Below are 13,037 nucleotides of genomic sequence, written 5' to 3'. Positions count from 1 at the left end.
TGATCGGAACCGTTGGTGCTACCGCAGTGCGGGCAGGGGGAGGCCATCGGAGCCGGAGTATAGGCAAGGCGCACGGCGCCGGGCAGGGGGACTGACGGGGAGACGCGGATTCCCGGGGAGGAGGGGGAGCGGGCAGGCACATCGGCCGTTCCCGAGAGGGCGCCGGGCTGTTACACCCCCGAACCCGCCATGAGCCTCGCCATCGCCCAGGACATCTGCCTCTCCTACGGGAAGAAGGTTCTCTTCGACAACGAAAGCTTCACCATCGGCCCCAAGGATCGCGTGGGCCTGGTGGGAGCCAACGGCACGGGCAAGAGCTCGTTGATGAAGATCCTCGCCGGGGCCCAGCACCCGGACTCGGGCACCATCACCTACAGGCGCAAGGCGCGCATCGGCTACCTGCCCCAGGAGCTGGCGGGCCTGCCGGAGGGCTCGGTGGTGGACGCGGTGATGAGCACCGTGCCCGGCCGCGACGCGCTGGAGGCGCGCCTGCGGGACACCGAGGCGGCGCTCGGCAACGCGGCCAGCGAGGAGGAGCAGCTGGAGCTGGCCCAGACGCTGGCGGACCTGCACACGGAGCTGGACCACTTCGAGGACCACTACGGCCGGCACCACGCCGAGCGCATCCTCAAGGGCCTGGGCTTCCGGGAGGCGGATCTGGCCAAGCCCACGGGCGCGCTGAGCGGCGGTTGGCGGATGCGCGCGGCGCTGGCGGGCCTGCTGCTGCAGGATCCGGATCTGCTGCTGATGGACGAGCCCACCAACCACCTGGACGTGCCGACGCTGGCGTGGTTCGACGGCTTCCTGAAGCGCTCGAACAAGGCGCTGGTCCTCATCTCGCACGACCGGGACTTCCTCAACCGGCAGGTGGGGCGGATCCTCTCGCTGGAGATGGAAGGGCTGCGCTCGTACGTCGGCAACTACGACATGTACAAGCGGCAGCGGGCCGAGGAGATGGTGCAGCTCAAGGCCCAGGCCGAGCGCGTGGAGGCGCGCAAGGCGGAGCTCCAGGCCTTCATCGACCGCTTCGGCGCCAAGGCCACCAAGGCGCGGCAGGCGCAGAGCCGCGCGAAGATGCTGGAGAAGATGGAGGACGTGCAGGTGCTCGAGGAGCGCTCCACGGTGCACTTCCGCTTCCCGGAGGTGGAGCGCTCGGGCCGCGACGTGGTGCTGCTGGAGGGCATCCAGAAGCGCTACGGGGAGAACGTGGTGTACTCGGGCCTGGAGGCGCGGGTGGAGCGCGGGCAGCGCATCGCCGTGGTGGGCGCGAACGGCGCGGGCAAGACGACGCTCCTGAAGATCATCGCGGGCGAGCTGGTGCCGGACGGCGGCACGGTGAAGCTCGGGCACAACGTGGTGATGGGGTATTACGCCCAGCACCACGCGGACAAGCTGGACAAGCGCAACACCATCATCGAGGAAGTGCGCCCGCTGGCGGCGGACAAGCCGGAGAGCTTCGTGCGCGGGGTGCTCGGGTCGTTCCTGTTCTCGGGGGACGACGTGGACAAGCCCATCGGCGTGCTGAGCGGAGGAGAGCGGGCGCGCGTGGCGCTGGCGAAGCTGCTGCTGGTGCCCTCCAACCTGCTGCTGATGGACGAGCCGACGAACCACCTGGACCTGGACTCGACGGAGATGCTGATCGAGGCGCTCAAGGGGTACGGGGGCACGCTGCTCTTCGTCTCGCACAACCGGAGCTTCGTGAACGGGCTGTCCTCGCACGTCTGGGACGTGGTGGGGGGCAAGGTGGAGACGCACCCGGGCAACCTGGACGACTACCTCTACCACCAGGAGCAGAAGCGGCTGGCGGAGGAGGCCGCGGGGCTGGGCGAGAAGCAGACGGAGAAGACGTCCACGGCGGGCCTGACCGAGAAGGACCGCAAGCGGATGGAGGCCGAGGCGCGGCAGAAGCGCAGCGCCGTGGAGGGCCCCATCAAGAAGGAGATCGCGAAGATCGAGGAGGCGATCTCCAAGCTGGAGACGGCGCAGAAGGAGCGCGAGGCCCAGCTGGCGGACCCGGCGCTCTACAACGACTTCGCGAAGGCCAAGCCGCTGATGGACACGCACCGGGAGGGCAAGGAGCAGCTGGAGCAGCTCTATGCCCAGTGGGAGGCGGCGCAGGAGAAGCTGGCCGCGGCCTCCGCCTCGCTTTGAGCGTCATGCAGTTCCTGGTTGTCCTGTATTGCATTTTTACGGTATAATTCTCCTCCCCGTGTGCGCTCGTCATGGCACCGGGCAGAGGGGAACTCACATGTTGAAGAGATTCGAGAGCGCGGTGGGCGTGCTGGTCATGGCCCTCGCGCTGGCGGCGTGTCAGCCGCCCGAGGGGGAGCAGCTCCAGTCCAACGAGGGTGAGGCGCAGGTGGTGGTGCGCGGGCTGTCCGCGTACAGCATCGACCGGATGGTCATCACCGCGCAGCCAGCCAATGTCTCCGTGACGCTGGACTACAACTCGAGCGCCGGCGTCTTCTCCGGGCGCATGTTGCTGCCCGCGGGGGCGCAGACCCTGACGGCCGAGGGCTACTCCTACTCCTACAGCTATCCGGACGGCGGTTCCGTGGACGCGGGCTCGAGCACGCCGCCAGACGGCGGCTACGCGGACGGCGGCTACGCGGACGGCGGCTACGCGGACGGCGGCTACGCGGACGGCGGTTACGTGGACGCGGGCCCCTCGGTGGATGGAGGCCCCTCGGACGGCGGCCCGACGCCCCGAGGCACCCTGGTGGCCACCGGCACCGCGTCCATCATGGTCGTGGCGGGTAGCTCGACGGCGGTGACCCTGCGCATCTATGACATCATGCCGCAGGAGCCCCAGGGTGACATCGGGCCTCTCATCCGCTCGGTGACGGCCTCCAGGTCGGACCTCACCGTCGGTACCTCCACCCAGCTCGAGGTGGATGCGGTGGATCTGGATGGAGATCCGCTGTCCTACTCGTGGACGAGCAGCTGCTCGATGGGCACCTTCAGCAACCCCTACGCCGCCACCACCAGCTGGTCCAGCAGCGCTCCGGGTGTCTGCAAGCTCTACGTGAGGGTCTCCTCCCGGGGACAGCTCGCCACCGAGTCGTTGGAGGTGACGGTCTACTCGGCGCCAGTGGATGGTGGTCCGGGAGAGGGCAGTGTCCAGGTAAATGGCGAGTACGTCGGCCGGCCCACCATCTACAGCATCACCGCCTATGGTTCAGGCATGCCGGGCCAGATGGTCTCCCGTTACGGCTACAACGCCAACCTGCCCGACGCGCAGATGGGGATGTCGTACTCCATTCAGTTCGATGTGGATTACGGCACGCGCTTCGGGACCTTCACGAACAGCTTGGAGTCCGACTGCGGCACCGTGTCGCCGCTCTGGACCGACTGCTCGGGGAGTAGCTCCTGCTCCGTGCGTTACTCCTGGACCGCGCCGACAACCAGGTCGGTGTGCAAGCTGACCGCGCGAGCCTCCAACGGTAGCCTCACCGACAGCTTCTCCGTCGGCGTCGCCGTTCGGTAACGCAGTGCCCTCCGCCGACCCCCGGCCGCTGTTTTGCGCCGGGGGTTGGCGTGAATCAGAGGGCAGGGGCTACGCGCCCCGCCGTGCCAGCCGCGAGGGCGCGAGCAGGAGCACCGCGCTCAACAGCAGGGCGGTGGGTCCCAGCCAGTCTCCCCAGGCCACCATCAATGTGGACAGGCGCGGAGCGGGAGGCACCGTCACGGCCAGGCTCGCGCGGTGGTCGTCCGGCACCTCGGTGAGCACCTCGCCCGTGGGGCTGATGAGGGCGGAGATACCCGAGTTGGTGACGCGCACCTGTGGCAGCCGCGTCTCGATGCTGCGAAACGCCGCGTGCATCAGGTGCAGCTTCGGCGCGGGTGTCCCCGAGAACCACGAGTCGTTGGACAGCGTCAGGATCAGCTCGGCGCCGCGCCGGGCCTCCTCGGCGACGTAGCTGGGGAAGATGGACTCGTAGCAGATGAGCGGCGCGAGGGTGAGTGACCGGCCCTCGCGCAGCGGGAGTTTCAGGGTCTGGGGACCGGGGCCGCGCTTCCAGTAGCCCGTCCAGGGCAACCGCTCGCGCAGCCACGGCGAGTCGATCGCCTCGGGCACCCACTCCGTCAGCGGGAAGAGCATCGTCTTGCGGTACGCCGAGCGCGCCAGCGTTCCATCGCGCCCGGGACCCAGGAGCATGGCGGCGTTGTACTCGCGCTGCTGTTCCAGATCATACGTGCCGAAGAGGAGCGGCACCCGGCGCTGCGTGACGAACGCGGAGAGCTCCGCGTCGAACTCGGCGCCCACCTCGCTCTTCGGCGTGCCGAAGGTCGTCGGGTACACCGTCTCGGGCCAGACGAGCAGGTCCAGCTTCCGGTTCTGGAGCAGCTCGTCCGAGAGCTGGTAGTGCGTGTCCAGGACCATCCGGACCACGTCGTACATACCCATCTCCGCCGCGAGCTTCTCGTACTTCGTGATGTTCGCCTGCACGACGCCCACCACGAGCTCCGGCTCCTGGGCCTCGTGCCCGGCCACCTGCCGGTAGCGGAACTGCCCGTACCCGAATCCGCCCAGCACGAGCACCGCCAATCCGGCCAGGGGTGCCATCGCACGCCGGAAACCGGCTCGTGGACCGTGGGCCACGAGTGCTCGGCCCGCCGCGAGCACGCACTCGTTGCCAAGGAGGAGGAGGAGCGTGAGCCCGTGCGCTCCAGCGATGTCGGCGCCCTGCCGCAGGGATTCGGAGGCGTAGAGGCCCTGGCCGAGCGTCTCCGCGAAGAGCTTGGGGCTCAGCCACTCGGTGCCCACGTACACGAGCGCGCCCGTGAGCGCGACGCGCCAGAAGGCCAGCGGGCCCTCCTGGGGCGCCTTGCGCAGGTGGTGGCGTGCCAGCGCGAAGGTGATGAACTGGAGCTCCATGAAGGGTGCCAGCACCAGCAGGGCGAGCCAGCACAGTGCCAGGGGCGCCCCGGAGTAGCTCTGGAGCGCCCCGGGGAACCAGCCGAAGATGGCGGCGGTGAAGGACAGGGAGAGCGCCGCGCCCGCGAGCACGGCCTCACGCCGGGAGCCGGCTCGATCCAGCACCCACAACCAGGGAACGAACGCGAGCCAGCCGAGCGCCACCCACCGTGCCTCCAGGCTTCCGAACAGCCACATGAGGCCGGTGGAGCCCGCGACACCGAGCAGCAGGGCCGCCAGGTGCCGCGAGCGGACCGCGCTCGCGCTCATGGGATGGGCTCCACTCCTTCGGGTCCGGCGGGAAGCTCGAGGATCTCGATGGGCATTCCCGGGGGCGCCAGCTCGGGCGGGACGACGCGGTTCGAGGGCAGCTCGACGGGCTGCCCGTTCGAATCGGTCGGCTTGTAGTCCGGATGGAACATGAGGATGGGCTGCACGCGCTCGCCGTTGTCCGTGGCCTGGTAGTGGCGCACGTAGCCCTCGGGCAGCGGGAAGTCCTCGGGGACGATGATGCCCTGCATGAGAGGACTGGTGCCCGGGCGGTACAGGTGGATGCCCTCGGCGGGAGCCTGCTGGGGCTCGGGCAGCTGCTCCGCGGGGGCCTCGGGCTCGGGTGCGGCTGGAGCGGCTTGCTGGGGCGCGGGCCTCGGAGCCGATGATGCCAGCTTCGGAGCAGGAGGAGGGGAGGAGGGGGGAGTGGCCCGCGCGACCCTCACTGGCGCGGGCTCCTGACTGTCCGGCACGGGGTCCGGCGAGGACACCAGCCATGCGCTCAGGAGCAGGCACAAGACGGTGACGCCGAGCGCCACCCAGACGAGCCAGGTGCCGTTGCCGCCCGTGCGCTTGCGCTGGATGCGCGTCACGCCGTCACGGTCGACGTGCCGCTCTTGGTTGGGAGGCTGCGAAGCCATTCTCGCCCCTGTTCTCTGGGCCTCGTATGCTACGGGCCCCCTGTTGTCCGGGCAATCCGTCCCCCCATGACCACCATGCACGCCGATGCTCCCGCGGAGCCCCCCGTCAACGGCCAGGCCTCGGCCCCGCGCTTCCAGGTCCACGCCTGGCCGCTGGCGCTGCGGCTCCTCGGCTCCGCGCTCCAGGTGTTGACCGCGCTCACCGTCCTCTACGCCTCCGTGCTGGTCATGGCCTTCACCTTCACGGGGTCGCAGAACCCCGTACCGCCCGCGCGGGCGGGCTGGTGCGCCCTGCTCGCGCTCGTCCTGTTCGGACTCACCCGGCTCCTCCGCCTGCTCACCACCGCCACCTTCTCCGTCGAGCCGGGGCAGCTCGTGCTGGAGCGCCGGGACGAGCGGTTCGAGATACCCCTCGCCTCGGTGGACGTCGTCCGGGTGTGGTGGCTGCCGCCGGGGGCGGGGTTCTCGCTGCGGATGAAGTCAGGGCGTGACTTCCAGTACTCGCCGCAGGTGGCGGATCCACTGCCGGTGTTGGAGGCGATTGGCCGGGAGAAACCCGAGGTTTCCGCGGCGGCGCGGCATCCGCACGTCGTCTTCGCGCACGCCCGGTCGGTGCTCGCGAGCCGACGCTGGTACCACTGGCTGATCAAGTTCGTCCTGTTCCCGCTGGTGCCCACCGTCATCATGTTCCGGGCGAACCAGTACATCACCTACGGCGGGCCATTCGGGCAGTACCAGATGTACGGGCTCGGACCGTACCTGCAGAGCTTCGGTACCTACTGGGCCCACTACACCGGGTGCCTCGTGGTGTACGCGAGCCTCCTGCGCGTGCTGTTCGAGTTGGTGGCCTTCGTGGCGGTGTGGATCTCTCCGAGGCACGCGCGGGGTGTGCGGCGGTTCGTGGAGGTGACGTGCGCGGTGCTCTACTACGTGGGCATTCCCGCGTTCATGGGAGCGATGTTCCTGCTGTGAGCCCTTGGCTCAGTCGAGCAGCCGGCGCAGGTAGGCCTCGCGGTTCAGGAGGAAGTCTCGCGTGAGGGCGTAGTGTTCTGTCTGCTCGTAGGCCACCTCGGAGATGCCCTTCTCCGACAGGTGGTAGATGCGAGCGTTCGGGTAGGCCATCAGCAGCGGCGAGTGCGTCGAGATCACGAACTGGCAGTCCTCGTGCACCAGATCGTGGATGGAGCGGAGCAGGGCGAGCTGGCGCTGCGGTGAGAGCGCGGCCTCCGGCTCGTCGAGGATGTACAGCCCGTTGGCCCAGAAGCGCTTCTGGATCAGCGCCATGAAGGCCTCGCCGTGGGAGAGCTCATGGTGGCGGACGAGACCGTGACCCGCCATGGCATCGGGGTTGTTCTCGATCTCCGTCGCGACGTTGAAGAAGCTCTCCGCGCGCAGGAAGTAGCCGGTCTTCGGCCTGCGGGTTCCTCGGGCGAGCCGTAGGTACTTGTGGAGGTCGGACTCCGAGCGCCTCGTGGCGAAGTTGAAGTTGCGGCTCCCGCCCTCCGCGTTGAAGCCCGCGGCCACCGCGATCCCTTCCACCAGGGTGGACTTTCCGCTGCCGTTCTCGCCCACGAAGAACGTGACCTGGGGGTGGAAGTCCAGCGTCTCCAGGCCGCGGACCGACGGGATGTTGAAGGGATACTTTCCGAGGTCCGGCACGGACTCGCGCCTGATCGTCACGGAGCGCAAGAAGGAGTCCATCCCGCCCGTGAGCCCACCCGCTGCCTTCTTCGTGCGTGCCATGTGCTTCACACCCTGCCTGTCATGCGCCTCAACGCAACAGCTTCGAGAAGAGCCAGGAGAAGGCGGAGCTCACGGCGTCGCCCACCACCTCCAGGGCCATGCCCGTGCGGCCCGACTGGTACAGGTCGGAGAGATCCGCGTCGAGCCCGCCGTTCGGGGTGCGAGGTGTGAGCCGGATCTCCACCGGGCTCGCTCCGGCGGGCGCGCAGCTTCCGCACCATGTCCGCTCTTCCCACGTGAAGGCGTGCTGCGGCTTCAGCGGGCGTCCACAGCCGGCGCAGGTGGAGGCCGTGGTCTCCAGGACCTTGGGGCCCTCGTGCATCTCCTCGAGCCAGGTCTCGCGCTCCGCCTCCGCCGCCTGCTGAAGCACCTCCAGCTCGCCGGGGTCCAGCGCCACCCCCTGGCAGCGGGTGCACACGTCCACCGCGACCTCCGCCTCCTTGGCCACGGTCACCGTCGTCATCGCCAGCGGTGACGTGCCACAACGAGGGCAGCTCGGCGCGCTCGTCCCACAGGCCGGGCAGCTCGGGACGTACTCCAACGTCCCCTGACAGCCCTTGCATTGACCCGGCTTGCCGCGCGCCTGCTCCACCAGCGCCTCGGCCGTCGGGGTACCCAGCACCTTGGCCAGGGTGCCGCCCTCGAACCAGACGGCTCCGCACGCGCCACAGTGTTCGCGCAGGAGTCCTCCCGTGAGGGTGGGGTGCATGGGCTTGGCGCAGAAGGGGCAGGGGAGCATGGGCGTTCCGGGGGCGGCATTCTACTCCAGTCCGTGCACCTGCTCATGCTGCACGAGTCTGGTCCTTGGAAATTGTGCTTGCTCCACCTGAGACTTCGGGCCCTCATGACCCGAGTCCTCCGGCCCCGAGGCCTGCTGTCGCTGTTGCTCGTCGCACTGCTGCAGGCTGCGTGCGCCACCTCCTCACCTGCCTTGCGTGCATGGGAGGTGACAGCGGTTGACAACACCACCTCCTGCGACGATGTGAGCGCTGACCAGTGCGTCGTACTGGCCTGTGACGAGGGCGAGTGCGCTTTCTTCGACTGCGCGGACGTGGACCCACAGGCGCTCGCGCACGTGCCCTTGGCGCATGTGGCGGAACTGGCGCGGTTCTCTCGCCCGCCTTTTCGCAGCCCGGGGACTCAGCGCAATTGGAGACGCGCGGGGCTTCGGGAGGACGCCCGGCCCCGCATGACCTTCCACTTCCGCTACCGCCAGGGATTCCTCCCAGCGTTCCCCCGGATCGAAGGCAAGCTGATCAAACACCACCTCTTTCCCCAGGCGCAGCAGTTCAGGCAATGGTTCACGGAGCGTGGCATCAACATCCACGAGTGGACGATGCTCATCCCGGAACAAGTGCACCTGCGCATTCATCGCGGCGCGAATGGCGGACTGTGGAACGAGGCGTGGCGGCAGTTCATCGAGGCCAACCCAGGTCCAGTGCCGCGGGAGGCGCTGATTCGCAAGGCCTTTGATCTGGCCCTGCGCTTCGACATCGCCGGTCCGATCAGACCGTACTACGCTCCGGTGCCTCCGCTCCTCACCCCTTGAACTTCATGACAGGAGGCACAAACGCATGAAATTCTATCAGCTCAGGGGCGACCCATCACCGCGCTACACGGGCAACCTGAATGCTTCGCGCAAATGGAGACTGCCCGGCGTGGAGCCCTGTCCTGTCTGCGATCTGCAACCAGAAGGGCATACGATGGCCCAATATCCGAGCGTGGATCTGTCGGGCCTGCCTCCCGAGGAGCTGAAGAAGCTGTCCGATTCCTGGCCCGTCCCGCGCGAGGAGTTCGTCCGGCGGCGTGAGCTGGTGCGCCCGTTGGCACCTCCGGGGGCCGAATTGAAACCGGGAGCGGCGTTTGGCCCGCTGCAAGGAACAGGGTTGGGCTACTTCGGGCAGCTTTTCATCCAAAATCCCTGGTTCTTCTGCATACGTCACGAGGCGCTCGAGCGATTGCAGAGCGCGGGGGTACGCGGCCTTCTTGGCTGTCCTACCCAGGTGAGGTTCCGTACCAGGCACGCACCTGAGCTGCGAGACCTCCAGCTCGAAATCCACGGGCGATTTCATCCGGACTGCCTACCTCCCGGGGAACCTCCATGTTCCACCTGTGGCGCCGTCAGGGGTTACAGCGTCCCGGAGCTGTATTGGCTCGACGCGACATCGCTACCGGAGCACGTGGACGTCTTCCGGTTGGCCGACGCCTCGACGCTCATCATCGCCAGCGAGCGGCTGGTGGACGCGGTGCTCCGCCTGGAGCTGGATGGGGTCGTCTTCAAGGAGCTGGGCACGGGCGCTCCGGGGACGGCACCTACCCCAGGAGCGCGAGGATGAACGAGGCCGTGGCCCCGAGCGCCGCGGCCGTGCGCACATGGTTCCACGCCGTCCATTCCGACACGTAGCTCGCCCACAGGCTGGCGGCGTTCGCCTGGGCCGGATCGACGGCCGCGAGCGCGTCATTGCGCGGGACGTTGAACACGCCCGTCACGCCGATGACACCGAGCAGATAGAGTGCGCCGCCGAGCAGCAGGTAGCGCGCGCCGGGCCGCTCCCAGGAGAGCAGCGCGGACACTCCAAGGACGAGCGAGGCCACCGCCGTGCCGAGGAACACCGCCAGGAAGGAGGGCCTGATGATCGTGGCGTTGATGGACTGCATCGCGGCGATTCCCTGCGCTGGCGGGAGGCGGGCGAGGGCCTTCATCACGAACGTGGAGAACGCGAAGAACAGCCCGGCCATGAGGCCGCTGCCGAGCGCCGAGAAAAAGGTCAATGCGTAGAGTGGACCTCGGAACATCACTCCACGGTACTACGACTCCCGCCATGCACTGGACGTGAGAAGGGTGACGCTTGGATTGAAGGCGCGTTGCTCCTGAGCGGGGAGGAGGTGCTTCGATGGTGGCATGCGCTCCTCTCTGTGGCCGACACTGACGTGCATCTGTCTCGCGGGCTGTGCTGGCGGCCAGCGGCAGTTGCGTCAAGCCGTGGGGCCTGGTCCCGGACCGGGGTGCGCGAGCACGCTGGATTGCATGTGCAAGAACGGAGTGGAGGCCGCATGCGAGCAGTTGGGGACGACGCCCAGGACACCCAGGACTCCAGATCCAGGACCTGTCGTACCTCCCGGTACGGGAAAAGTCCCCCTCACGAATGAGATCCGCGCGACGGACAAGTCCACCAAGGATCGGTGCGTGGACTACTACGAGAAGTGCGTGGACGCGGGTGGTGAACGTCTGCCGGGCCGCATCGAGGGTGAAAGCCGCTGTGCATCCTGCTTGGAATACTGCACGTCCCATGGTTTCTGGCCACAGGCGCTCTACACATGGAACGGGGTGCGGCTGCCATGCCCAGGCATCTGAAAAAGGAAGACGAGGAGCGGCTGGGGCGCCTGTCGCAAGAGTGGGATCGCCTCTACCTCTCGCTTCGGGATGCACCCGTTTCTGAGAAGATCCAGGCCTTCAAGCAGCTCGAGAAGCGGTTTGTGAAGGAGATGCGTACCGCCGTCGGGAGACGAGAAGTGCAGAGGCGGATCACCAAGACCCTTCTCATGGAGACTCGTGCCGGTCCGTGGAAGAGGTTCTCGCCTTACCTACGGCGGATGGAGAGACTGGGTTACTCCACGATGGACTGCCGCCTGTTGGTATGTGGCTGGGCAGCCCAGGCCGCCAGTGCGTCTCCAGCGGGGATGAGAAAAACAGCAGCGCTCATCGCTGATTTTGAGCGACGGGCTCGACCTCGACCGCCGCATCCGGCGGCACGGGAACAGGTTGAGCTCGCACTGGCGCGGGCTCGGAGCCTCATAGGTCTCGGCTCCGAGGGCGTCACGAAAGGGCGCGAACGCCGTGGGGTGCATGGCCGCCGTTCAGGCTGACCAAGACACGTCCTACGCCCTCCGGATCCCGAGGACCTCTCCGTAACCACCGGGGATGAAGAACTCGTGCGTGTCCATGCCCATGATCCGCAGCGCGGTGGTCACGGCATCCGCGGCTCTGGGCACGCGCTTCGAGGGCTGGCCGTTCTCCTCGATGATGTCCACCGGAACGCCGAGCCCGCGCGAGGTGTACGAGCCCACCTGCCGGTTCGCCGCCACGTTGCCGCCCGCGAAGAAGACCGAGGTGTACGGGTGGTGATCATCCGGCAGGGAGTAGGTGCCGTCCTTTCCGCGCGAGGCCCAGCTGCGGCCGAACTCGCTCATCACCAGCACGAGCGTGTCATCGAGCAGCGTCTTGCCCGGCTTGCCGGGAGCGGGTGCGGCCTTGAGCTCTCCCAGGAAGCGCGCGACGCAGTCCATCAGTCCGCGGCCGTGCGCGCAGCTGTAGCCATGGCCGGAGGCGCTGTGCGTGTCGAAGTCGAGCTGTAGCGAGACGTGCACCGAGGTGCAGAGGTCCGACTTGAGCAGGCGCAGCGCGAGATCCATCCGCGGGTCGAGCCCGGTGAGGTGGAAGTTCGCCAGGCCGAACGTGTACGTGAACGACTGGTTCGAGAGATAGCTCGACAGGTACGCGGGACGGTTCGTCTTCAGCGTGTCGATGCCCTTGGTGCTCTCCAGGACGGACACGACATCCGTCGCGAGCACGCGCGAGACCGACGACAGCGAGCCATGCAGGCCCTCGAGGTAGTTGTCCACCTTCGACGTCGAGCGTTCCATCAGCTGCTGGGCGCGCGAGAGCGAGAAGCGCTCCACCGTGGTCGTCTTCAAGGTGCCGCCGGTGGGCTGACCGTGCGCGTCCAGCTCGGGCCCCGCGGTGCGCGCATCGAGCCCCGTCCACCAGGGATTGTCCGAGGGCTTCGCGGAGAGTTGGGGCTTGAGCGCTTCGATCGACGGTACGCGGACGGGCGAGGCGTGCGAGGGCAGCCCCATCCCGAGTGGCGTACCGCGCTCACCGGTGACGACCACGAACGGCAGCGGTCTGCTCTCGCGGTACTTCTCGAACAGGTGGTTGGCGATTACCGAGTGGACGGCGGGCGCCCGGTAGTCCGCGCCGGCGACGCCGCACATCGAGGCGATGAACGCACTCGCGTGGTCGTTGGTGCCCTGGTCGATGCCGTGCAGCACGCTCAGCTGCTCGTGCAGCGCGAAGTGCGAGTAGCCGTACATGAGCGGGCTGAAGCCGCCGCGCTCGGCGGGGTTGAGGGGATTCCACGACTGCCAGGTCCGGAGCGGCTTGTAGGGCCCGTTCGGGGGCGCGAGGTTCACCAGCTTGCTCGCGTCGAAGAAGACGGGCTCCTGGCTGTAGTCGGAAGGCGCTGGCACGCAGAGCGGAATGTCCGCGTCGTCCATCGGGGTGAAGTAATACGCCGGCCGGTAGCCACCCGGGATGTAGAGCACCGCGAGCCGTGAGGGGACGTCGATGTCCGCGGCGCGAGCGGTGCTCGAACCGAGGAGCCCCGCGCGTTCGAGGAGCGCGAGCTGTCCGGCTCCGAGGGCCCACTTGAGCAGTGTGCGACGAGAGGTGTTCGGCATGGTGT

At 67.9% G+C, this 13,037-nt stretch carries 11 protein-coding genes; 5 read left to right on the top strand and 6 right to left on the bottom strand.

The window, feature by feature from the left end; all coding sequences use genetic code 11:
* Positions 1 to 189: 189 nt before the first annotated feature.
* Positions 190 to 2,151, top strand: coding sequence for an ABC-F family ATP-binding cassette domain-containing protein (locus NR810_RS01945; RefSeq protein ID WP_257446852.1), 1,962 nt, complete (start codon positions 190 to 192; stop codon positions 2,149 to 2,151).
* A gap of 97 nt (positions 2,152 to 2,248) precedes the next feature.
* Positions 2,249 to 3,487 carry a hypothetical protein gene (locus NR810_RS01940; RefSeq protein WP_257446849.1) on the top strand — a complete coding sequence of 413 codons (1,239 nt, stop codon included), beginning with the start codon at positions 2,249 to 2,251 and terminating at the stop codon, positions 3,485 to 3,487.
* 69 nt (positions 3,488 to 3,556) lie between these two features.
* On the opposite strand, the gene lnt is transcribed toward NR810_RS01940, so the two are convergent.
* Positions 3,557 to 5,188, bottom strand: coding sequence for an apolipoprotein N-acyltransferase (lnt, locus tag NR810_RS01935; RefSeq protein ID WP_257446848.1), 1,632 nt, complete (start codon positions 5,186 to 5,188; stop codon positions 3,557 to 3,559).
* Positions 5,185 to 5,829, bottom strand: a complete 645-nt coding sequence (locus tag NR810_RS01930; RefSeq protein WP_257446845.1) for a hypothetical protein — start codon at positions 5,827 to 5,829, stop codon at positions 5,185 to 5,187. Before NR810_RS01930 ends, lnt begins: the two co-directional genes overlap by 4 nt.
* A 66-nt stretch (positions 5,830 to 5,895) precedes the next feature.
* On the opposite strand from NR810_RS01930, the gene NR810_RS01925 reads away from it, so the two are divergent.
* On the top strand, positions 5,896 to 6,801 hold the full coding sequence (locus NR810_RS01925) for a hypothetical protein (RefSeq protein ID WP_257446842.1): 906 nt from the start codon (positions 5,896 to 5,898) through the stop codon (positions 6,799 to 6,801).
* Positions 6,802 to 6,810: 9 nt separating this feature from the next.
* Here NR810_RS01925 and NR810_RS01920 read toward each other — a convergent pair whose 3' ends face one another.
* Positions 6,811 to 7,572, bottom strand: a complete 762-nt coding sequence (locus tag NR810_RS01920; RefSeq protein WP_257446839.1) for an AAA family ATPase — start codon at positions 7,570 to 7,572, stop codon at positions 6,811 to 6,813.
* A gap of 28 nt (positions 7,573 to 7,600) precedes the next feature.
* Entirely contained in the window at positions 7,601 to 8,311 is a 711-nt protein-coding gene (locus tag NR810_RS01915) for a zf-TFIIB domain-containing protein (protein ID WP_257446837.1), read from the bottom strand.
* A gap of 105 nt (positions 8,312 to 8,416) precedes the next feature.
* On the opposite strand from NR810_RS01915, the gene sitA6 reads away from it, so the two are divergent.
* The gene (sitA6, locus tag NR810_RS01910) at positions 8,417 to 9,121 is read left to right on the top strand and encodes a SitA6 family polymorphic toxin lipoprotein (RefSeq protein ID WP_456062026.1); all 705 of its coding nucleotides are present in this window, start codon (positions 8,417 to 8,419) and stop codon (positions 9,119 to 9,121) included.
* Positions 9,122 to 9,146: 25 nt separating this feature from the next.
* Complete coding sequence (sitI6, locus tag NR810_RS01905) at positions 9,147 to 9,908, top strand: SitI6 family double-CXXCG motif immunity protein (RefSeq protein ID WP_257446831.1); 762 nt, start codon at positions 9,147 to 9,149, stop codon at positions 9,906 to 9,908.
* Here the strand turns inward: sitI6 and NR810_RS01900 are convergent.
* Together NR810_RS01900 and NR810_RS01895 are read right to left on the bottom strand one after the other, a co-directional pair.
* On the bottom strand, positions 9,886 to 10,368 hold the full coding sequence (locus NR810_RS01900; RefSeq protein ID WP_257446829.1) for an anthrone oxygenase family protein: 483 nt from the start codon (positions 10,366 to 10,368) through the stop codon (positions 9,886 to 9,888). The genes sitI6 and NR810_RS01900 overlap by 23 nt on opposite strands.
* A 1,083-nt stretch (positions 10,369 to 11,451) precedes the next feature.
* Positions 11,452 to 13,032, bottom strand: a complete 1,581-nt coding sequence (locus tag NR810_RS01895; RefSeq protein ID WP_257446825.1) for a DUF1501 domain-containing protein — start codon at positions 13,030 to 13,032, stop codon at positions 11,452 to 11,454.
* Between the last annotated feature and the right edge of the window lie 5 nt (positions 13,033 to 13,037).

The sequence above is a fragment of the Archangium lipolyticum genome, from assembly GCF_024623785.1.
Classification (GTDB): Bacteria; Myxococcota; Myxococcia; order Myxococcales; family Myxococcaceae; genus Archangium; species Archangium lipolyticum.
This window is presented reverse-complemented; position numbering and strand designations above follow the sequence as displayed.

Bases quoted from the DNA above. Each gene is read 5' to 3' on its own strand.
- NR810_RS01915 (WP_257446837.1), bottom strand. From the start codon at position 8,311: ATGCTCCCCTGCCCCTTCTGCGCCAAGCCCATGCACCCCACCCTCACG.
- NR810_RS01925 (WP_257446842.1), top strand. From the start codon at position 5,896: ATGACCACCATGCACGCCGATGCTCCCGCGGAGCCCCCCGTCAACGGC.
- sitA6 (WP_456062026.1), top strand. From the start codon at position 8,417: ATGACCCGAGTCCTCCGGCCCCGAGGCCTGCTGTCGCTGTTGCTCGTC.
- NR810_RS01940 (WP_257446849.1), top strand. From the start codon at position 2,249: ATGTTGAAGAGATTCGAGAGCGCGGTGGGCGTGCTGGTCATGGCCCTC.
- lnt (WP_257446848.1), bottom strand. From the start codon at position 5,188: ATGAGCGCGAGCGCGGTCCGCTCGCGGCACCTGGCGGCCCTGCTGCTC.
- NR810_RS01920 (WP_257446839.1), bottom strand. From the start codon at position 7,572: ATGGCACGCACGAAGAAGGCAGCGGGTGGGCTCACGGGCGGGATGGAC.
- NR810_RS01900 (WP_257446829.1), bottom strand. From the start codon at position 10,368: ATGTTCCGAGGTCCACTCTACGCATTGACCTTTTTCTCGGCGCTCGGC.
- NR810_RS01930 (WP_257446845.1), bottom strand. From the start codon at position 5,829: ATGGCTTCGCAGCCTCCCAACCAAGAGCGGCACGTCGACCGTGACGGC.
- sitI6 (WP_257446831.1), top strand. From the start codon at position 9,147: ATGAAATTCTATCAGCTCAGGGGCGACCCATCACCGCGCTACACGGGC.
- NR810_RS01945 (WP_257446852.1), top strand. From the start codon at position 190: ATGAGCCTCGCCATCGCCCAGGACATCTGCCTCTCCTACGGGAAGAAG.
- NR810_RS01895 (WP_257446825.1), bottom strand. From the start codon at position 13,032: ATGCCGAACACCTCTCGTCGCACACTGCTCAAGTGGGCCCTCGGAGCC.